This is a genomic window from Mycolicibacterium neoaurum (assembly GCF_036946495.1).
Lineage (GTDB): Bacteria > Actinomycetota > Actinomycetes > Mycobacteriales > Mycobacteriaceae > Mycobacterium > Mycobacterium neoaurum_B.
This window is the reverse complement of the sequence record NZ_JAQIIX010000002.1, coordinates 3225387-3241210: the sequence shown is the minus strand read 5'-3', so window position 1 is coordinate 3241210 and position 15824 is coordinate 3225387. Positions and strand designations below refer to the sequence as shown.

Here is a 15824-nt window from a genome sequence, read left to right as displayed (position 1 = left end):
AGCCCGGGTTCGACGGATGCGCTCGGCCTGCTCACGTTCAAGCTAAACCTCCGCGAGCCTGCCGAACAGCGGATATACCCTGCTCAGGGTTGGTTGTCGGTGGTTGGGGGCACCATGGTGGGATGTCGTCCGTCGCCGATCCGCTCGACCGCTTCAGTCAGCTGACGCGGGAGTGGTTCACGGGCACCTTTCCGGCCCCCACCACCGCCCAGGCGCAGGCCTGGGCGGCGATCGCCGACGGCAGCGACACCCTGGTGGTGGCGCCCACCGGCTCGGGCAAGACGCTGGCCGCCTTCCTCTGGGCGATCGACGACCTGGCACGGTCCCCGGCCGAGTCCGTCGGCACCCGGGTGCTGTATGTATCACCGCTGAAGGCTCTCGCGGTGGACGTCGAGCGCAACCTGCGCACGCCGCTGACCGGCCTGACCAGGGTGGCCGAGCGACTGGGAAGTACAGCCCCACAGATCACCGTCGGTGTGCGCTCCGGGGACACCACGCCCAAACAGCGCCGCGATCTCATCACCCGCCCACCCGACATCCTGATCACCACGCCAGAGTCACTGTTCCTCATGCTGACCTCCTCGGCACGCGAGACGCTGACCACCGTCACCACCGTCATCGTCGATGAGGTGCACGCGGTGGCGGCCACCAAACGCGGTGCACACCTGGCAGTTTCGCTGGAACGGCTCGATGCGTTGCTGGAACGCCCCGCCCAGCGGATCGGCCTGTCGGCCACCGTGCGCCCGGCCGAAGAGGTTGCCCGTTTCCTCACCGGCAGCGCGGCGACCATCGTCTGCCCGCCCGCGGACAAGACCTTCGAGTTGCAGGTACAGGTACCCGTACCGGATATGACCAATCTGGCCGAGGGTTCGATCTGGCCCGATGTCGAGGAACGCATCGTCGACCTGATCGAGACACACCGGTCCTGCATCGTCTTCGCCAACTCCCGGCGCCTCGCCGAACGACTCACCTCGCGACTGAACGAGATCCACGCCGAACGCAACGGGGTGGAGCTACCGGGCGCGACCGACAACGGTGGTGCCAACAAGAAGGTGGCCGGTGGGGCGCCTGCCTACGTGATGGCCAGCGGGCAGAGTTTCGGCGCTCCCACCGAACTGGCGAAGGCGCACCACGGTTCGGTGAGCAAGGAGCAACGCGCTCTGGTCGAGGATGATCTGAAAAGCGGGCGCCTCAAGGCGGTCGTGGCCACCTCCAGTCTCGAACTGGGCATCGATATGGGCGCAGTGGACCTGGTGATCCAGGTGTCCGCGCCACCCTCGGTGGCCAGCGGGCTGCAGCGCATCGGTCGCGCCGGGCACCAGGTCGGCGAGATCTCCCAGGGCGTGCTGTTCCCGAAACATCGCACCGATCTGATCGACTGCGCGGTCACCGTCCAACGGATGCGGGCGGGCCAGATCGAGACCATGCGCGTGCCCACCAACCCGCTCGACGTGCTGGCTCAGCACACCGTGGCCGCCGCTGCACTGGAGCCGCTGGACGCCGACGCCTGGTTCGACACCGTGCGGCGCAGCGCGCCCTTCGCGACGTTGCCGCGCACCGCCTTCGAAGCCACGCTGGACCTGCTGTCCGGCAAGTACCCGTCCACCGAGTTCGCCGAATTGCGCCCGCGCCTCGTCTACGACCGCGACGCCGGCTCACTGACCGCGCGCCCGGGTGCGCAGCGGCTCGCCGTCACCTCCGGCGGTGCCATCCCCGATCGCGGCATGTTCACCGTATACCTGGCCTCCGAGGACGAAAAGCCCTCCCGAGTCGGCGAACTCGACGAGGAGATGGTCTACGAATCCCGTCCGGGTGACGTCATATCGCTGGGTGCCACCAGCTGGCGGATCACCGAGATCACCCATGACAGGGTGCTGGTGATACCCGCGCCGGGGCTACCCGCCCGACTGCCGTTCTGGCGCGGGGACAGCGTGGGCAGGCCCGCCGAGCTCGGCGCCGCGGTCGGCGCTTTCACAGGCGAACTCGCCAAGATGGATTCCGAGGGTTTCCGGCAGCGCTGCCGCGACGTCGGCTTCGATGACTACGCCACCGACAATCTGTGGCAGCTCATCGACGAGCAGCGTCAGGCCACCGGCGCGGTCCCCAGTGACAGCACCCTGGTGGTGGAGCGCTTCCACGACGAACTTGGCGACTGGCGCGTGATCCTGCACTCCCCCTACGGTTTACGCGTCCACGGTCCGCTGGCATTGGCCGTGGGACGTCGGTTGCGCGAGCGCTACGGTATCGACGAGAAACCCACCGCCTCCGACGACGGCATCATCGTGCGCCTTCCTGACGGTGGGGAGGATCCGCCGGGCGCGGACCTGTTCGTCTTCGAGGCGGACGAATTGGATGCCATCGTCACCGCGGAGGTCGGCGGTTCGGCGCTGTTCGCCTCGCGGTTCCGGGAGTGCGCCGCTCGGGCACTGCTGTTACCGCGGCGCCACCCGGGTAAACGCTCCCCGCTGTGGCATCAGCGCCAGCGGGCCTCACAGCTGCTCGACGTCGCCCGCAAGTATCCAGAGTTCCCGATCGTGCTGGAGGCCGTGCGGGAATGCCTCCAAGATGTCTATGACGTCCCCGCGCTGACCGAGCTGATGAGCAAGGTCGCTCAGCGTCGCGTACGACTCGTCGATGTCGAGACCGCCACCCCGTCGCCCTTCGCCGCCGCCGCCCTGTTCGGCTATGTCGGCGCGTTCATGTACGAGGGCGACAGCCCGCTCGCCGAGCGCCGTGCGGCAGCCCTGTCGCTGGACACGGTGTTGCTCGCCGAGCTGCTCGGCCGTGTCGAACTGCATGATCTGCTCGATCCGGATGTGGTGGCCACGACCGCCCGTCAACTCCAGCACCTCGAGCCCGACCGCGCCGCCCGTGATGCGGAGGGCGTCGCCGACCTGCTGCGATTGCTGGGACCGCTGACCCAGGAGGAAATCGCCGCTCGGGCAACGACTCCCGATATCGGCGGCTGGCTGGAGGGGCTGCGGGAAGCACGCCGGGCGCTGACCGTCTCCTTCGCCGGCCGGACGTGGTGGGCGGCGGTCGAGGACATCGGATTGCTGCGCGACGGTGTGGGCGTCGCTGTTCCGGTGTGGGTGCCGGCAAGCCTCAGCGAGTCGGTCAAGGATCCGCTTTCCGATCTGCTGGGCCGATACGCGCGCACCCACGGTCCCTTCAGCACCGACGAGGCGGCGGCTCGGTTCGGTCTGGGCATCCGGGTGACCTCCGATGTGCTCGGCCGCCTGGCTGCTGACGGCAGGTTGATCCGCGGCGAGTTCACCGCCGCGCCGGGTCCCTCCGAACAATGGTGTGACGCCACCGTTCTGAAAATCCTGCGCCGTCGGTCACTGGCGGCGTTGCGGGCCGCGGTCGAGCCCGTGAGCACCGCCGCATACGGACGCTTCCTGCCCGCCTGGCAGCACCTGGGATCCGAACAGGTGCGCGGCGTGGATGGGTTGGCCGCGGTCATCGAGCAGCTCGCCGGACACCCCTTGCCCGCGTCGGCGATCGAACCGCTGATATTCGGCCAACGCGTCGCCGATTACCAGCCGGCCATGCTGGACGAGCTGCTGGCCTCCGGCGAGGTCACGTGGTCGGGCGCTGGGCAGATCGGCGGCAGCGACGGGTGGATCGCGTTCCACCTCGGTGAGACGGCGGCACTGACACTGGCAGCGCCGATCGATATCGACTTCACCGACACACACCGAACCATCCTGGATGCCCTCGGGCACGGTGGCGCATTCTTTTTCCGCCAGCTCACCGACGGCTCGACCGGGACCGAATTCAAAACTGCCCTCTGGGACCTGATCTGGGCAGGTTGGATCACCGGTGACACGTTCGCCCCGGTGCGTGCCGTGCTGGCGGGATCACGACGCTCGGGGGCCCCCGCGCATCGGCAGCGTCAGCGTCCGCCGCGGTTGAGTCGCTACAGCCTGACCCAGGGCCTGCAGCGGGCCGACCCGATGGTGGCCGGACGCTGGTCTGCTCTGCCCACCGCCACACCGGATTCCACGGTGCGCGCGCATTTCCAGGCCGAGTTGCTGCTGAACCGCTATGGGGTGCTCACCCGCGGAGCGGCCGACGGGATACCCGGCGGGTTCGCGATGCTGTACAAGGTGCTGACCGCCTTCGAGGACGCCGGTCGCTGCCAGCGCGGCTACTTCGTGGAATCCCTTGGCGGGGCGCAGTTCGCCGCGGCCTCGACGGTGGACCGGCTGCGTTCCTATCTCGACGGGGTGGATCCGCAGCGCCCCGAACTGCATGCCGTGGCATTGGCGGCCACCGATCCGGCCAATCCCTACGGTGTGGCGCTGCCATGGCCTGATGACACCGAGCTGACGCATCGACCCGGCCGCAAGGCCGGCGCGCTGGTCGTCCTGGTGGACGGCGCTCTGGTCTGGTTCGTCGAACGCGGTGGCCGGACCCTGCTGAGCTTCCAGGACGACCCCGACGCACAGCAGGCGGCCGCCGCGGCCCTCGCGGGCCTGGTCGGTGCCGGCCGGGTGCCTTCGCTGTTGGTCGAGAAGATCAACGGCACAAGTGTGCTGGAACTCGCCGGCGACACGACCCTGACCGCCGCCCAGGATGCCCTCTTGGAGTCGGGATTCGCCCGCACCCCCCGTGGCCTGCGACTTCGCTGAGCGCACGATACTGAGAACATGCCCGAGGGTGACACGGTCTATCGCACCGCGACGAAACTGCGAGAGGCGCTCGTCGGCCGCGTGCTGACCCGATGCGATATCCGGGTGCCGCGCTACGCGGCTGTCGACCTGACCGGCGAGCACGTCGACGAGGTGCTCAGCCGGGGCAAGCACCTGTTCATCCGCATCGGCGCGGCCAGCATCCACTCACACCTCAAGATGGACGGTAGCTGGGTGATCGGATCGTTCCGTGGTCCGCAGCATCGGATCAGGATCGTGCTGGGCACCGCCGACACCGTGGCCTTTGGCGTCGACCTGGGCGTGCTGGAAGTGCTCGAACGCGCCAACGACCAGGACGCCGTCGCTCATCTGGGCCCCGATCTGCTCGGTCCGGATTGGGATCCGCAGCTGGCCAAGCACAACCTGGTCGCCGAGCCGGACCGCGAACTCGCCGATGTGCTGTTGGATCAACGGGTCATGGCCGGCGTGGGCAACGTGTATGCCAACGAACTGTGCTTCGTGATCGGCAAGCGGCCCGACTCCCCCGTCCGCGAGGTGCCCGATCCGCTACGCGTCGTCCAGCGCGCCCGAGACATGTTGTGGCTGAACCGCAATCGTGCCAATCGCATCATCACCGGCAATACCCGCCGGGGGCAGCAGTTCTGGGTGTACGGCAGGGCCGCAGAACCGTGTCGCCGCTGCCGAACCCCCATCAGGAGGGACGACAGCGGCGACCGTATCCGGTATTGGTGCCCCAACTGCCAGCGCTGAGCGCCTCAGGCAGCAGCCTTCTCCTTCGACTCCTCGGCGGGCTTGCGATTCGGCAACGCCAGTCGGCAGATCTTCTTGACCACCGAGAAGAACTGCTTGGGCAGCGGTCCGCTGTTGTAGGGCAAGCCGTAGCGCTGGCAGATCTCGCGGACATCGCCGGAGATCTCGGCGTAGCGGTGCGCCGGGATGTCCGGGAACAGGTGATGCTCGATCTGGAAGGACAGGTTGCCACTGAAGATGTGGAACCACTTGCCGCCGGTCAGGTTCGCCGAACCCAGCAGCTGCCGGTAGTACCACTGTCCGCGGGTCTCACTCTTGGTCTCCTCCACGGTGAACTCGTGGGTGCCCTCGGGGAAGTGCCCGCAGAAGATGATGGCGTAGGACCAGACATTGCGCATCAGGTTGGCCGTCATGTTGCCTGCGAACACGAACGGCGCGAACGGTCCGGCCAGCAGCGGGAAGGCCACATAGTCCTTCAGTGTCTGCCGTTTGACCTTTGCCCACATCTCGGTGAGCATCTCTTTCTTGTCGCTGAGCTTGATCTCCCCGGCGCGGATGCGCTCGGTCTCCAACTCGTGCAACGCGACACCGTACTGGAAGAGCACCATGAGCAGGAACGCGTAGACCGGGTTGCCCAGGTAGTACGGGTGCCACTTCTGGTCCTCGCTCATCCGCAGGATGCCGTAGCCGATGTCACGGTCCAGGTCGACGATGTTGGTGTAGGTGTGATGCATGTAGTTGTGCGAGTGCCGCCACTGGTTGGCCGGGCAGGCCGTGTCCCACTCGAAGTTCTGGCCGCGCAGCGCCGGATCACCCATCCAGTCGTACTGGCCGTGCATGACGTTGTGGCCGATCTCCATGTTGTCCAGGATCTTCGACAACCCCAGCATCACGGTCCCGACCGGCCAGGCCGGCGGGAGGAACAGCAGGACCCGGCCCCCGACCTCAAGTCCGCGCTGCCACTTGATGATCTGTCGGATGTAGTTGGCGTCGCGCTCACCCAGATCGGCCAACTGACGCTCACGAATGGCGTCCAGTTCGGCACCGAAGGCTTCGAACTGTTCGGGGGTGAGCGTGTACTTGGCCGAGCTGCGGGGCTTGGCGGGGGTCGGGGTGGAGCTACGGGGCAAATCCAAGGTCGTCATGACATTGCCTTTCGTTTCTCGAAAACTTCAGGGATTCAGGGGTTCAGAGGTCGATGGCGACGTCGCCGACCGGGGCACTAACGCAGATCCGGATGTCTTCACAGTCGTCGGTGGACACCGATCCGTTGAGCAGGTTGCGCACCGCACCCCGGGTCTTGGGTCGGGTGCAGCTGAAGCAGATGCCCATCCGGCAGCCACTCTCCGGGTTCAGCCCGGCGGCCTCGGCCTGCTCGAGCAGCGTCTGGCCGGTATCGGTGACCTCGACGCCGCTTGTGGTGAAACTGATCGTGCCACCTGCTGATTCGGCAGGAACGGCGAACACCGGGGGGACGAAGCTCTCCGACCTGGCGTCGGGACGCAGCTCCCGGACCGCCTCGACGAGCTCAGGTGGACCGCACACGTAGACGGCATCGGGGTCGGCCATCGCGGCGGACAGATGATGCGCGGCGAAGCGTCCGTCGAGGTCGGCGCCCCGATCGTCTCGGGTGTAACCGTGCAGCACTCGCACACCGGGCATCCGATCGAGCTCGTCGCGGTAGCAGGCGTCCTGTTCCGAGCGTGCGTAATGGATGAAGGCCGCCTCGCCGGTGAATCCTTCGGCCTTCAGGGTGCGCAGCATGGACAACACCGGGGTGATACCGCTGCCGCCGGAGACGAAGAGGATGCGTCCGGGACGCTGCGCCGGCATGGTGAAGTCACCGCCGACGGAGTCCAGTCCGACGACCATGCCCGGCTTGGCGTTCTCGTACAGGTAGGTCGACACCAGGCCGCCGTCGTGCAGGCCGACAGTCAGCTCGATGAGCCGGCTGCCCTCGGCGCTGGCCGGCGAGTACGGCCTGGTCCGACGGCGTCCGTCGATCTCGACCGACAGGTTGATGTGCTGCCCCGCCTGGAAGCCGGTGAAGGCCTGGTTGGGTTCCAGCGTCAGCGTGACGCTGCGGGTCGTCTGGCGGCGTACCGCCACCACTTTTGCGCGGGCATCGCCCTTGATCCACACCGGATCGACGATCTCGGTGTACCGGTCCACACCGTGCGGTCCGGTCAACAGATCCAGCAGCGGAGAGCGGAGTACCCGGTCCCGCAGCCTGTGCGTCAACGTTTCGGTGAACATATGTACACTCTGAAACAGTACCGGCGGTCTCGTCAACCGATATCATCAGGTTGTGATGGCCATAACATGGTGAACACATGTACTCCCAAATCACTAACAAGTGGATACGCAATGATGGACACGGCCCGATGAGCACAGTTGTAGGCTCGATGGTTGTGGAAAGCGACGTACCAAGGTCCCGGTCGGGGCGCTCCGGCCGGAGCCGGTCCAGTCGTCCGGCCAAGGACACCCTGTCGCGCGAGGAGCGCAAAGAGGTCACCCGCCGGGCCATCGTCGCCGCCGCCCTGCACCTCTTGGAGCAGGACAGTTTCGCCGCACTGAGCCTCCGCGAGGTGACCCGCGAAGCCGGGATCGTGCCCGCCGCCTTCTACCGGCATTTCGAATCCATGGAGGCACTCGGGCTGGTCCTGATCGACGAGTCCTTCCGGTCACTGCGCGATATGTTGCGTGGGGCACGCGCAGGCAAACTCGACCCCAACCACGTCATCGGCTCCTCCGCCGAGATCCTGATCGCCAGCATCAGCGAACGCCGCGAGCACTGGCGGTTCATCACCCGGGAACGCGCCAGCGGAGTTTCGGTGCTGCGGTACGCCATTCGCACCGAGCTCCGGCTACTCACCTCCGAGCTCGCCATCGACCTGGCCCGCTTCCCCGGCCTCAAGGACTGGAGCAGCGAGGATCTCAACATCTTGGCCAGCCTGTTCGTCAACGCCATGATCTCGGTCGCCGAACTGGCCGAGGACGCCGCCGACCAGACCGCGCTCGACGAGATCAAACGGACCGCCATCAAACAGATGTCGATGATCACCATCGGGGTTCGAGGTTGGAGCAGCGCAACCGCCTAGAGTCGGCCCATGCCGACCCTGGAGATCGCCCGTCCACGCCCCGAGATCGCCGTCATCACATTGAACCGGCCGGACAAGCTCAACGCGCTGTCCCCCGAACTCGTCGAAGATCTGCACGCCACCCTGGACGCGATCGCAGCGGACAACGACTGCCGGGTCGTGGTGCTCACCGGTGCCGGTCGAGGATTCTGTTCGGGGCTCGACCTCACCGACGGCAGCACGCCGGCGGTCTCCGCCGGGTTGGAGAAGCCGCGGGCCGGGATGCGCTGGCAGGAACGCATCGCCGCATTGACGGTCAAACTGCACCGGCTGCGCCAGCCGGTGATCGCCGCGGTCAACGGTGCGGCCTACGGCGGCGGGTTCGCCCTGGCAATGGCCGCCGATATCCGCATCGCATCGGAGGCCGCACGCTTCTGCACCCAGTTCATCAAGCTGGGCCTCGGCGGCTGCGATATCGGAGTCAGCTACACCTTGCCGCGCATCATCGGCGCCGGCCCCGCCTTCGATCTGATCCTGACCGCGCGCACCGTCGAGGCCGCCGAGGCACTACGCCTGGGCATGGTGTCCCGGATCGCGACGGACCCGCTGGCCGAAGCACTCGAGATCGCCGACACCATGTGCGGCTTCGGCACATTCGGGCTCGAATCCACCAAGCAGGTGCTGTGGGCCAATCTCGACGCGGGATGCCTGGAAACCGCACTGCAGGTGGAGAACCGCAGCCAGATCCTCGCCGCGGGCAGCGGTGCGATGCGGGCCTTCACCGAGGCATTCGCCGCGCGCAAGCAGGGTTAGCGGGGCGTACCGCCACCGTCGACGATCACGACCTGCCCGGTGATGTAGCTGCCGGCCGCCGAACACAACAGCAGCGCGGCCCCCACCATCTCGTCAGGGGACGCCAGCCTGTGCAACAGCGTGCCGTTGGTCATCGCGTCGATGGCCTCCTGCGGGTTGTTGCGCATCATGTCGGTGTCCACAGGGCCTGGCGCGATGGCGTTGACCCGGATGCCGTCGGACACCAACTCGGCGGCCATCGATCTGGTCATCGACATCAGCGCGGCCTTGCCCGAGGCGTAGATGGACAACGCGGGCGCGAACATGAACGCGCCGACCGAGACCATGTTCAGGACGGCCGCGGCGTCGCTGCGCTGCAGATACGGCAGTGCGTGCTGCACCAGGAACACCGGCCCCTGCAGATTGACCGCATACGACTTCTCCCATGCCTGCGGGGTCATCTGGCCGATCGGCTGGGCCAACGCATTGGCGGCATTGTTGACCACCACGTCGATGCCGCCGAACTCGGCCACCGTCGCCTCCACCAGGGCACCGAGGTCATCCACATCGCCCATATGCGTCGGCACCCCGATGGCCTGCCCGCCGAGTCCGCGCAGATGCTCCGCAGCAGCGGCGCAGGCATCCGGTTTACGACTGGCGACCACCACCCTGGCACCGGCCAGCACGAAGCCCTCGGCCAGCGCCAGACCGATTCCGCGGGTGCCCCCGGTCACAATCACGGTGCGATCCGTCATGTCGAACAATTGGTCAAACGCTGCGCGATCCACGCCAGTAGTAGACCAGATCGCCCCGCTGACGTGCGGCAAGCCGGACGCCAGCAACCGAGCACGCGCCGGGCCGACCGGTCGCCTACGCTCGACGCGGACCCCCGATGGGGACACACCTAAGCTGTGAACATCTGTTTCGGCAGCTAATCTCGATCCGAACCGGGCGCCGCGCCGAGCGGGCGGGCCCGCGAACCTGGAGGTGTAATGCAGATCGCTGGACGCGGGGCCGGCAAGATTGCCAGTTCAGTGCTGCATCGCCGGAACTACATCGCAGCCCGGAACATGTTCCGGGTCTACGAGCATCCGATCGCGGTCTTCAAGCAGTACCTCACCGGTAGCGGGAGCTACCCCACCACGATGCGCCTGCGCAGCCCGATGGGCTGGATCGGGCTACGCCTCTACTCGTCGCACGACCTGCTCACCGTCAACGAAATCTTCTGCCGGTCGGATTACCACGCCGATGCCGACGATCGCGTCATCGTCGACTACGGCTCCAATATCGGCATCTCGGCGGCGTACTTCCTGTCCCGCAGCAAGGACGCCTACACCTACCTGTTCGAGCCGCTGCCGCGTAACGTCACGCGCCTGCAAGAGAACCTGCGCCCCTTCGAAGATCGGTACACCCTGCAGCAGGTCGCGGTGGGAGCCAGCGCCGGCGAGGTCGAATTCGGGTTCGAGGAGACCGGGCGCTACGGCGGCGTCAACGCCCACTTCGGCAACTCGCTGACCGTGACCTGCGTGGAGTCCCGACAGGTTCTTCGCGATGTCATCGACAAGCACGGGCACATCGACATCCTGAAGATCGATATCGAAGGCCTGGAAGCGGCCGTCATCGACAACATCCCGGTCGATATCGCGGAGAAGATCAAGAAGCTCTACGTGGAGTACCTGTTCGACGAGAATCCGCTGGCGCAGACCCACTCGCTGGAGCACTACGGCGGCATCGCCCAGTTCACCCGCTTAGCGAACTGACAGCTCCCGCCGGCTGACGAACCGGCGGGGCGCGCCGCTGACCGGATCGTCGAACTCCAGGGACTGGGCCAGCAACTGCAGTGGCCGCGAGAAATCGCCCGGCGGCACCTCGACGATGTGCGGATAGAGCGGGTCGTTGTCGATCGGTACGCCCATCGAATTCATCTGCACCCGCAACTGATGGGTCCGCCCGGTGCGTGGGCTCAGCCGGTACAGGCCCGCTCCCAGACTCTCGGCATAGGTCTCGGCGTTCGGTTCGCCGGACTCCTCGAACGCCTGAAGGCGACCGCGCACCTTGGTGATCCTGCTGCGCAGCGACGTAGGAAGCGCGACGGTCGGATTCCCGGCGGCGCGCGCCAGATAAGTCTTGCGCACCCGGCCGTCGGCGAACATCGTCTGATAGGCCCCCCGCACCTCGCGGCGCACCGTGAACAGCAGCACGCCGGCGGTCAGCCTGTCGAGCCGGTGCGCCGGGCTCAGTTCGGCCAGGCCGAGCTCTCGGCGCAACCGCACCAACGCGGTCTGCACCACATGCCCACCGCGGGGCATGGTCGCCAGGAAGTGGGGTTTGTCGACGACGACGATATCGCCATCGCGGTGCAGGATCGGCATGTCGAACGGCACCGTCACCTCGTCCGGCAGATCGCGGTAGAGGTATACCTGCGCACCCTCGGCCAGCACCGAGTTCTCGTCGTAGGGCACACCATCGGCCGAGAACACCTCCCCGGCAACCACTTTGGCTCCCGCGCCCCAACGTCGCTCGAATTCGTCGACCAGTCTGCCGCCGTGCAGCCGCACCCGCGCCGGGCCTATCCCGGCGTACCGGTCTGTGCTCAAGTAAGCGGCACCGGTTCCAGGATCTCCGCGCGCGCTTCCGGGGCTGCCGCCCGCAGGGCGTCGGCGGACTCGTCGTCCGGTTGGGTCTGCGAGCGCACCTCGGCCTCCACCCGTGCCAGATAGGTCGCCACCTCGCGGTCGATATCCGCCTCGCTCCAACCGAGAACGGGGGCAACGGTTTCGGCGACCTCACGGGCGCAGTCCACCCCCCGGTGCGGGTACTCGATCGAGATCCGCATCCGCCGGGCCAGGATGTCCTCCAGGTGCAGCGCCCCCTCGGCCGCGGCGGCATAGACCGCCTCCACCTTCAGGTACACCGGTGCGGCCGTGATCGGTTCCAGCAGCTCGGGTTTACCGTCCGCCATCGCCAGCACCTCGCCGATCAGCGAGCCGTACCGGTCCAGCAGATGCCGCACCCGGTAGGGGTGCAGGTCGTAGTGAGCACCCACATGCTCGGTCTGGTTCACCAGGGCGAAGTAGCCGTCGGCGCCGACCAGCGGCACCTTCTCGGTGATCGACGGCGCCACCCGCGTCGGCACGAATTCGGCTGCGGCATCGATGGCGTCGGCCCCCATCACCCGGTAGGTGGTGTACTTGCCGCCCGCGATGGCCACCAGCCCCGGCGAGGGCACCGCCACGGCGTGTTCGCGGGACAGCTTGGAGGTCGACTCGCTCTCACCGGCCAGCAGCGGACGCAGACCGGCATAGACGCCGTCGATATCGTCATGGGTCAGCGGGGTGGCCAACACCGAGTTGACGTGGCCGAGGATGTAGTCGATATCGGCCTTCGTCGCCGCGGGGTGAGCCAGGTCGAGATTCCAGTCGGTATCGGTGGTCCCGATGATCCAGTGGGTGCCCCACGGGATGACGAACAGCACTGACTTCTCCGTGCGCAGGATGATCGCCACCTCGCTGACGATGCGATCGCGCGGGACCACGATGTGCACCCCCTTGGAGGCTCGCACCCGGAACCGACCGCGCTCCTTGCTCAGCGCCTGGATCTCGTCGGTCCACACCCCGGTCGCGTTGACCACGACATGTCCGTGCACCTCGGTGACCGCGCCGTTCTCTGAGTCGCGCACCCGCACGCCGGTCACCCGGTCACCCTCGCGCAGTAGCGCCACGACCTGGGTCGAGGTGCGCACCACGGCACCGTAATGGGCCGCGGTGCGGGCCACCATCATGGTGTGCCGGGCGTCGTCGACGACGGTGTCGAAATACCGGATACCGCCGATCAACGAGCTGCGCTTGAGGCCGGGGGCCAGCCGCAGCGCCCCGGCCTTGAGCAGATGTTTCTGTGCCGGAACGGATTTCGCTCCACCGAGCTGATCGTAGAGAAAGATGCCCGCCGCGATGTACGGCCGCTCCCAGAGCCGCTTGGTGAGCGGGAACAAGAACGGCAGCGGTTTCACAAGGTGCGGGGCCAGCGTCGTCAGCGAGAGCTCGCGCTCGTGCAACGCCTCCCGCACCAGACCGAACTCCAGTTGCTCCAGGTAGCGCAGCCCGCCGTGGAACATCTTGGAGCTGCGGCTCGACGTGCCCGAGGCGTAATCGCGCGCCTCGACCAGCGCCACCCTCAGCCCCCGGGTCGCGGCGTCCAGCGCGGCACCGGCGCCGACGACTCCGCCGCCGATGACGACGACATCGAACTGTTCGCTGCCGAGTCTTTCCCAGGCCGCCGCGCGCTGGGCAGGACCGAGTTGAGCTTGACCATTGCCAGAAATCGGGTCAGTCACGCTCTCGAGCCTACGTTGCGTGGCGGACCGGCGTGGGCCGTCGAGACGAGGAACTGACCTTTAGTCGAGATCGTCGTGGGCCATCAACCGGCGTGCCGCCTCGACGATCGAGCCCGACAGCGACGGATACACCGACAGGGTTTGCGCGAGGTCGGTGACGGTGAGGTTGTTCTGTACCGCCAGGGCGATCGGCAGGATCAGCTCGGAGGCGATCGGCGCGACCACCACACCGCCGATCACCACGCCGGTGGCGGGACGGCAGAAGATCTTGACGAAGCCTCGGCGCAGTAGGGACATCTTGGCGCGGGCATTGGTGGTCAGCGGCAGCATCAGCGTGCGCGCGGGCACCTCACCGCTGTCGATCTTGGTCTGCGGGACGCCGACGGCCGCGATCTCCGGACGGGTGAACACCGCGGCCGCCACGGTGCGCAGCCGGATCGGGTTCACGCCCTCACCGAGTGCGTGGTACATCGCGATGCGACCCTGCATGGCGGCCACCGAGGCCAGCGGCAGCAGGCCTGTGCAGTCACCGGCGGCGTAGATACCCGGTGCGGTGGTGCGCGAGACCCGGTCGACCTTGAGGTAGTTGCCGGGGCCCAGCTCGATGCCGACCCGCTCCAGGCCGAGGCCGCCGGTGTTGGGTACCGAGCCGACCGTCATCAGCGCGTGGCTGCCCTCGACGGTGCGTCCGTCGGCCATCGAGACTTTGATACCGGTGTCGGTACGGGTCACCGAGTCGGCGCGGGCGTTCTTCACCAACTGGACACCGCGTTCGGCGAAGGCCTCCTCCAGCACCGCCGCCGCGTCGGAGTCCTCATGGGGCAGGATCTGGTCGCGGCTGGCCACCACCGTCACCTTGACGCCGAGCTCGGTGTAGGCGCTGCAGAATTCGGCACCGGTGACACCGGAGCCGACGATCACCAGGTGCTCCGGCAGCTCGGTCAGGTCGTAGAGCTGGCGCCAGTTCAGGATGCGTTCGCCGTCGGGACGGGCGTTGGGCAGCACCCGTGGGGTGGCACCGGTGGCGATCAGCACCACATCGGCCTTGAGCACCCCGGTCTTACCGTCGGGCGTGGTGACCTTCACCCGGTGGTGGGCCATCCCCGGCACGTCATCTACCAGCTCGCCGCGACCCTGGACCACGGTGACGCCGTTGTTGAGCAACTGCGAACCGATATCCGCCGACTGCGACCGGGCCAATGTCTTGACCCGGTTGTGGATCTGGCCGAGCGAGATCTTCGCGTCGTCGATGGCGATGTCGAACCCGAGGCCGTTGGCGCGCCGCAGCTCGGTGCGCACGCCGGTCGAGGCGATGAACGTCTTGGAGGGCACGCAGTCGAACAACACACACGCCCCACCGACGCCGTCGCTGTCGACGACGGTGACCTGGGCGGCTTCGGGGCCGCGCGCGGCCGCCACCAGGGCAGCTTCGTAGCCGGCCGGTCCACCGCCGATGATCACGATCCTGGTAGGCACGGTCATAACCTAGTCAATCGCGCGCGGGCGCGCTGCCGAGGCCGGCCTTATCCCCCGGGTCGCTTCGCTCGCCCCCGCAAGCGGGAGGTACCCCCAGCCCACCATGACATTCCCCGGGTCGCTTCGCCCCCGCCCACCGTGACATTCCCCGGGTCGCTTAGCCCCCGCCCACCGTGACATTCCCCGGGTCGCTTCGCTCCTGCCCACCGGACCGCCTAAGGTTGGCCCCGTGCCGCTCTACGCCGCTTACGGATCGAACATGCATCCGGAACAGATGCTGCAGCGCGCGCCGCATTCGCCGATGGCCGGTACCGGCTGGCTACACGGCTGGCGCCTGACCTTCGGCGGCGAGGACTACAGCTGGGAGGGGTCCCTGGCAACCCTGGTCGAAGACCCCGAGTCCAAGGTGTTCGTCGTGCTCTACGACGTGACACCGGAGGACGAGGCCAACCTGGATCAGTGGGAAGGCTCAGAGCTGGGTTTCCACAAGAAGATCCGGTGCCGGGTGCAACGACTGTCGTCGAACACCAGCACCGACCCGGTGCTGGCCTGGCTCTACGTCGTCGATGCCTGGGAGGGCGGCCTGCCCTCGGCGCGCTATCTGGGCGTGATGGCCGATGCCGCCGAGATCGCCGGAGCCCCGGCCGAGTACGTCCACGACATCCGGACCCGCCCGGCCCGCAACGTCGGCCCCTGAATCGTTTGCAATGTTCCGCTGACAGCGTCGTCGTGGAT

12 protein-coding genes are annotated in these 15824 nt (G+C 67.3%); 6 read left to right on the top strand and 6 right to left on the bottom strand.

Going from position 1 to position 15824, the window contains the following annotated elements:
- Positions 1 to 122 precede the first annotated feature (122 nt).
- Together PGN27_RS20965 and nei2 are read left to right on the top strand one after the other, a co-directional pair.
- Positions 123 to 4637, top strand: coding sequence for an ATP-dependent helicase (locus tag PGN27_RS20965; RefSeq protein WP_335327842.1), 4515 nt, complete (start codon positions 123 to 125; stop codon positions 4635 to 4637).
- A gap of 18 nt (positions 4638 to 4655) precedes the next feature.
- Positions 4656 to 5408: an endonuclease VIII Nei2 gene (gene nei2, locus PGN27_RS20960; RefSeq protein ID WP_335327841.1), complete on the top strand. Its 753-nt coding sequence runs from the start codon at positions 4656 to 4658 to the stop codon at positions 5406 to 5408.
- Between the two features lie 5 nt (positions 5409 to 5413).
- Here nei2 and PGN27_RS20955 read toward each other — a convergent pair whose 3' ends face one another.
- Complete coding sequence (locus PGN27_RS20955; RefSeq protein WP_335327840.1) at positions 5414 to 6553, bottom strand: fatty acid desaturase family protein; 1140 nt, start codon at positions 6551 to 6553, stop codon at positions 5414 to 5416.
- 43 nt (positions 6554 to 6596) lie between these two features.
- Positions 6597 to 7664 carry a ferredoxin reductase gene (locus PGN27_RS20950; protein WP_335327839.1) on the bottom strand — a complete coding sequence of 356 codons (1068 nt, stop codon included), beginning with the start codon at positions 7662 to 7664 and terminating at the stop codon, positions 6597 to 6599.
- 128 nt (positions 7665 to 7792) lie between these two features.
- On the opposite strand from PGN27_RS20950, the gene PGN27_RS20945 reads away from it, so the two are divergent.
- Together PGN27_RS20945 and PGN27_RS20940 are read left to right on the top strand one after the other, a co-directional pair.
- The gene (locus PGN27_RS20945) at positions 7793 to 8509 is read left to right on the top strand and encodes a TetR family transcriptional regulator (protein ID WP_335327838.1); all 717 of its coding nucleotides are present in this window, start codon (positions 7793 to 7795) and stop codon (positions 8507 to 8509) included.
- A gap of 9 nt (positions 8510 to 8518) precedes the next feature.
- Positions 8519 to 9301 carry an enoyl-CoA hydratase-related protein gene (locus tag PGN27_RS20940; protein ID WP_335327837.1) on the top strand — a complete coding sequence of 261 codons (783 nt, stop codon included), beginning with the start codon at positions 8519 to 8521 and terminating at the stop codon, positions 9299 to 9301.
- Here PGN27_RS20940 and PGN27_RS20935 read toward each other — a convergent pair.
- Entirely contained in the window at positions 9298 to 10068 is a 771-nt protein-coding gene (locus tag PGN27_RS20935) for an SDR family NAD(P)-dependent oxidoreductase (protein ID WP_335327836.1), read from the bottom strand. The two genes, PGN27_RS20940 and PGN27_RS20935, sit on opposite strands and share 4 nt — an antisense overlap.
- Positions 10069 to 10272: 204 nt before the next feature.
- On the opposite strand from PGN27_RS20935, the gene PGN27_RS20930 reads away from it, so the two are divergent.
- Positions 10273 to 11040, top strand: coding sequence for an FkbM family methyltransferase (locus PGN27_RS20930; protein WP_335327835.1), 768 nt, complete (start codon positions 10273 to 10275; stop codon positions 11038 to 11040).
- Here PGN27_RS20930 and PGN27_RS20925 read toward each other — a convergent pair.
- Genes PGN27_RS20925 through PGN27_RS20915 form a run of 3 tightly spaced genes read right to left on the bottom strand, consistent with a single transcriptional unit; the run spans position 11029 to position 15089 of the window.
- Positions 11029 to 11877, bottom strand: coding sequence for a pseudouridine synthase (locus tag PGN27_RS20925; protein WP_335327834.1), 849 nt, complete (start codon positions 11875 to 11877; stop codon positions 11029 to 11031). The genes PGN27_RS20930 and PGN27_RS20925 overlap by 12 nt on opposite strands.
- Entirely contained in the window at positions 11874 to 13613 is a 1740-nt protein-coding gene (locus tag PGN27_RS20920) for a glycerol-3-phosphate dehydrogenase/oxidase (protein ID WP_335327833.1), read from the bottom strand. The genes PGN27_RS20925 and PGN27_RS20920 overlap by 4 nt, the downstream gene beginning before the upstream one ends.
- A 60-nt stretch (positions 13614 to 13673) precedes the next feature.
- Complete coding sequence (locus PGN27_RS20915; protein ID WP_335327832.1) at positions 13674 to 15089, bottom strand: NAD(P)H-quinone dehydrogenase; 1416 nt, start codon at positions 15087 to 15089, stop codon at positions 13674 to 13676.
- Between the two features lie 229 nt (positions 15090 to 15318).
- Between PGN27_RS20915 and PGN27_RS20910 the strand changes: the two genes are divergently transcribed.
- Positions 15319 to 15786, top strand: coding sequence for a gamma-glutamylcyclotransferase family protein (locus PGN27_RS20910; protein ID WP_335327831.1), 468 nt, complete (start codon positions 15319 to 15321; stop codon positions 15784 to 15786).
- Positions 15787 to 15824 lie beyond the last annotated feature (38 nt).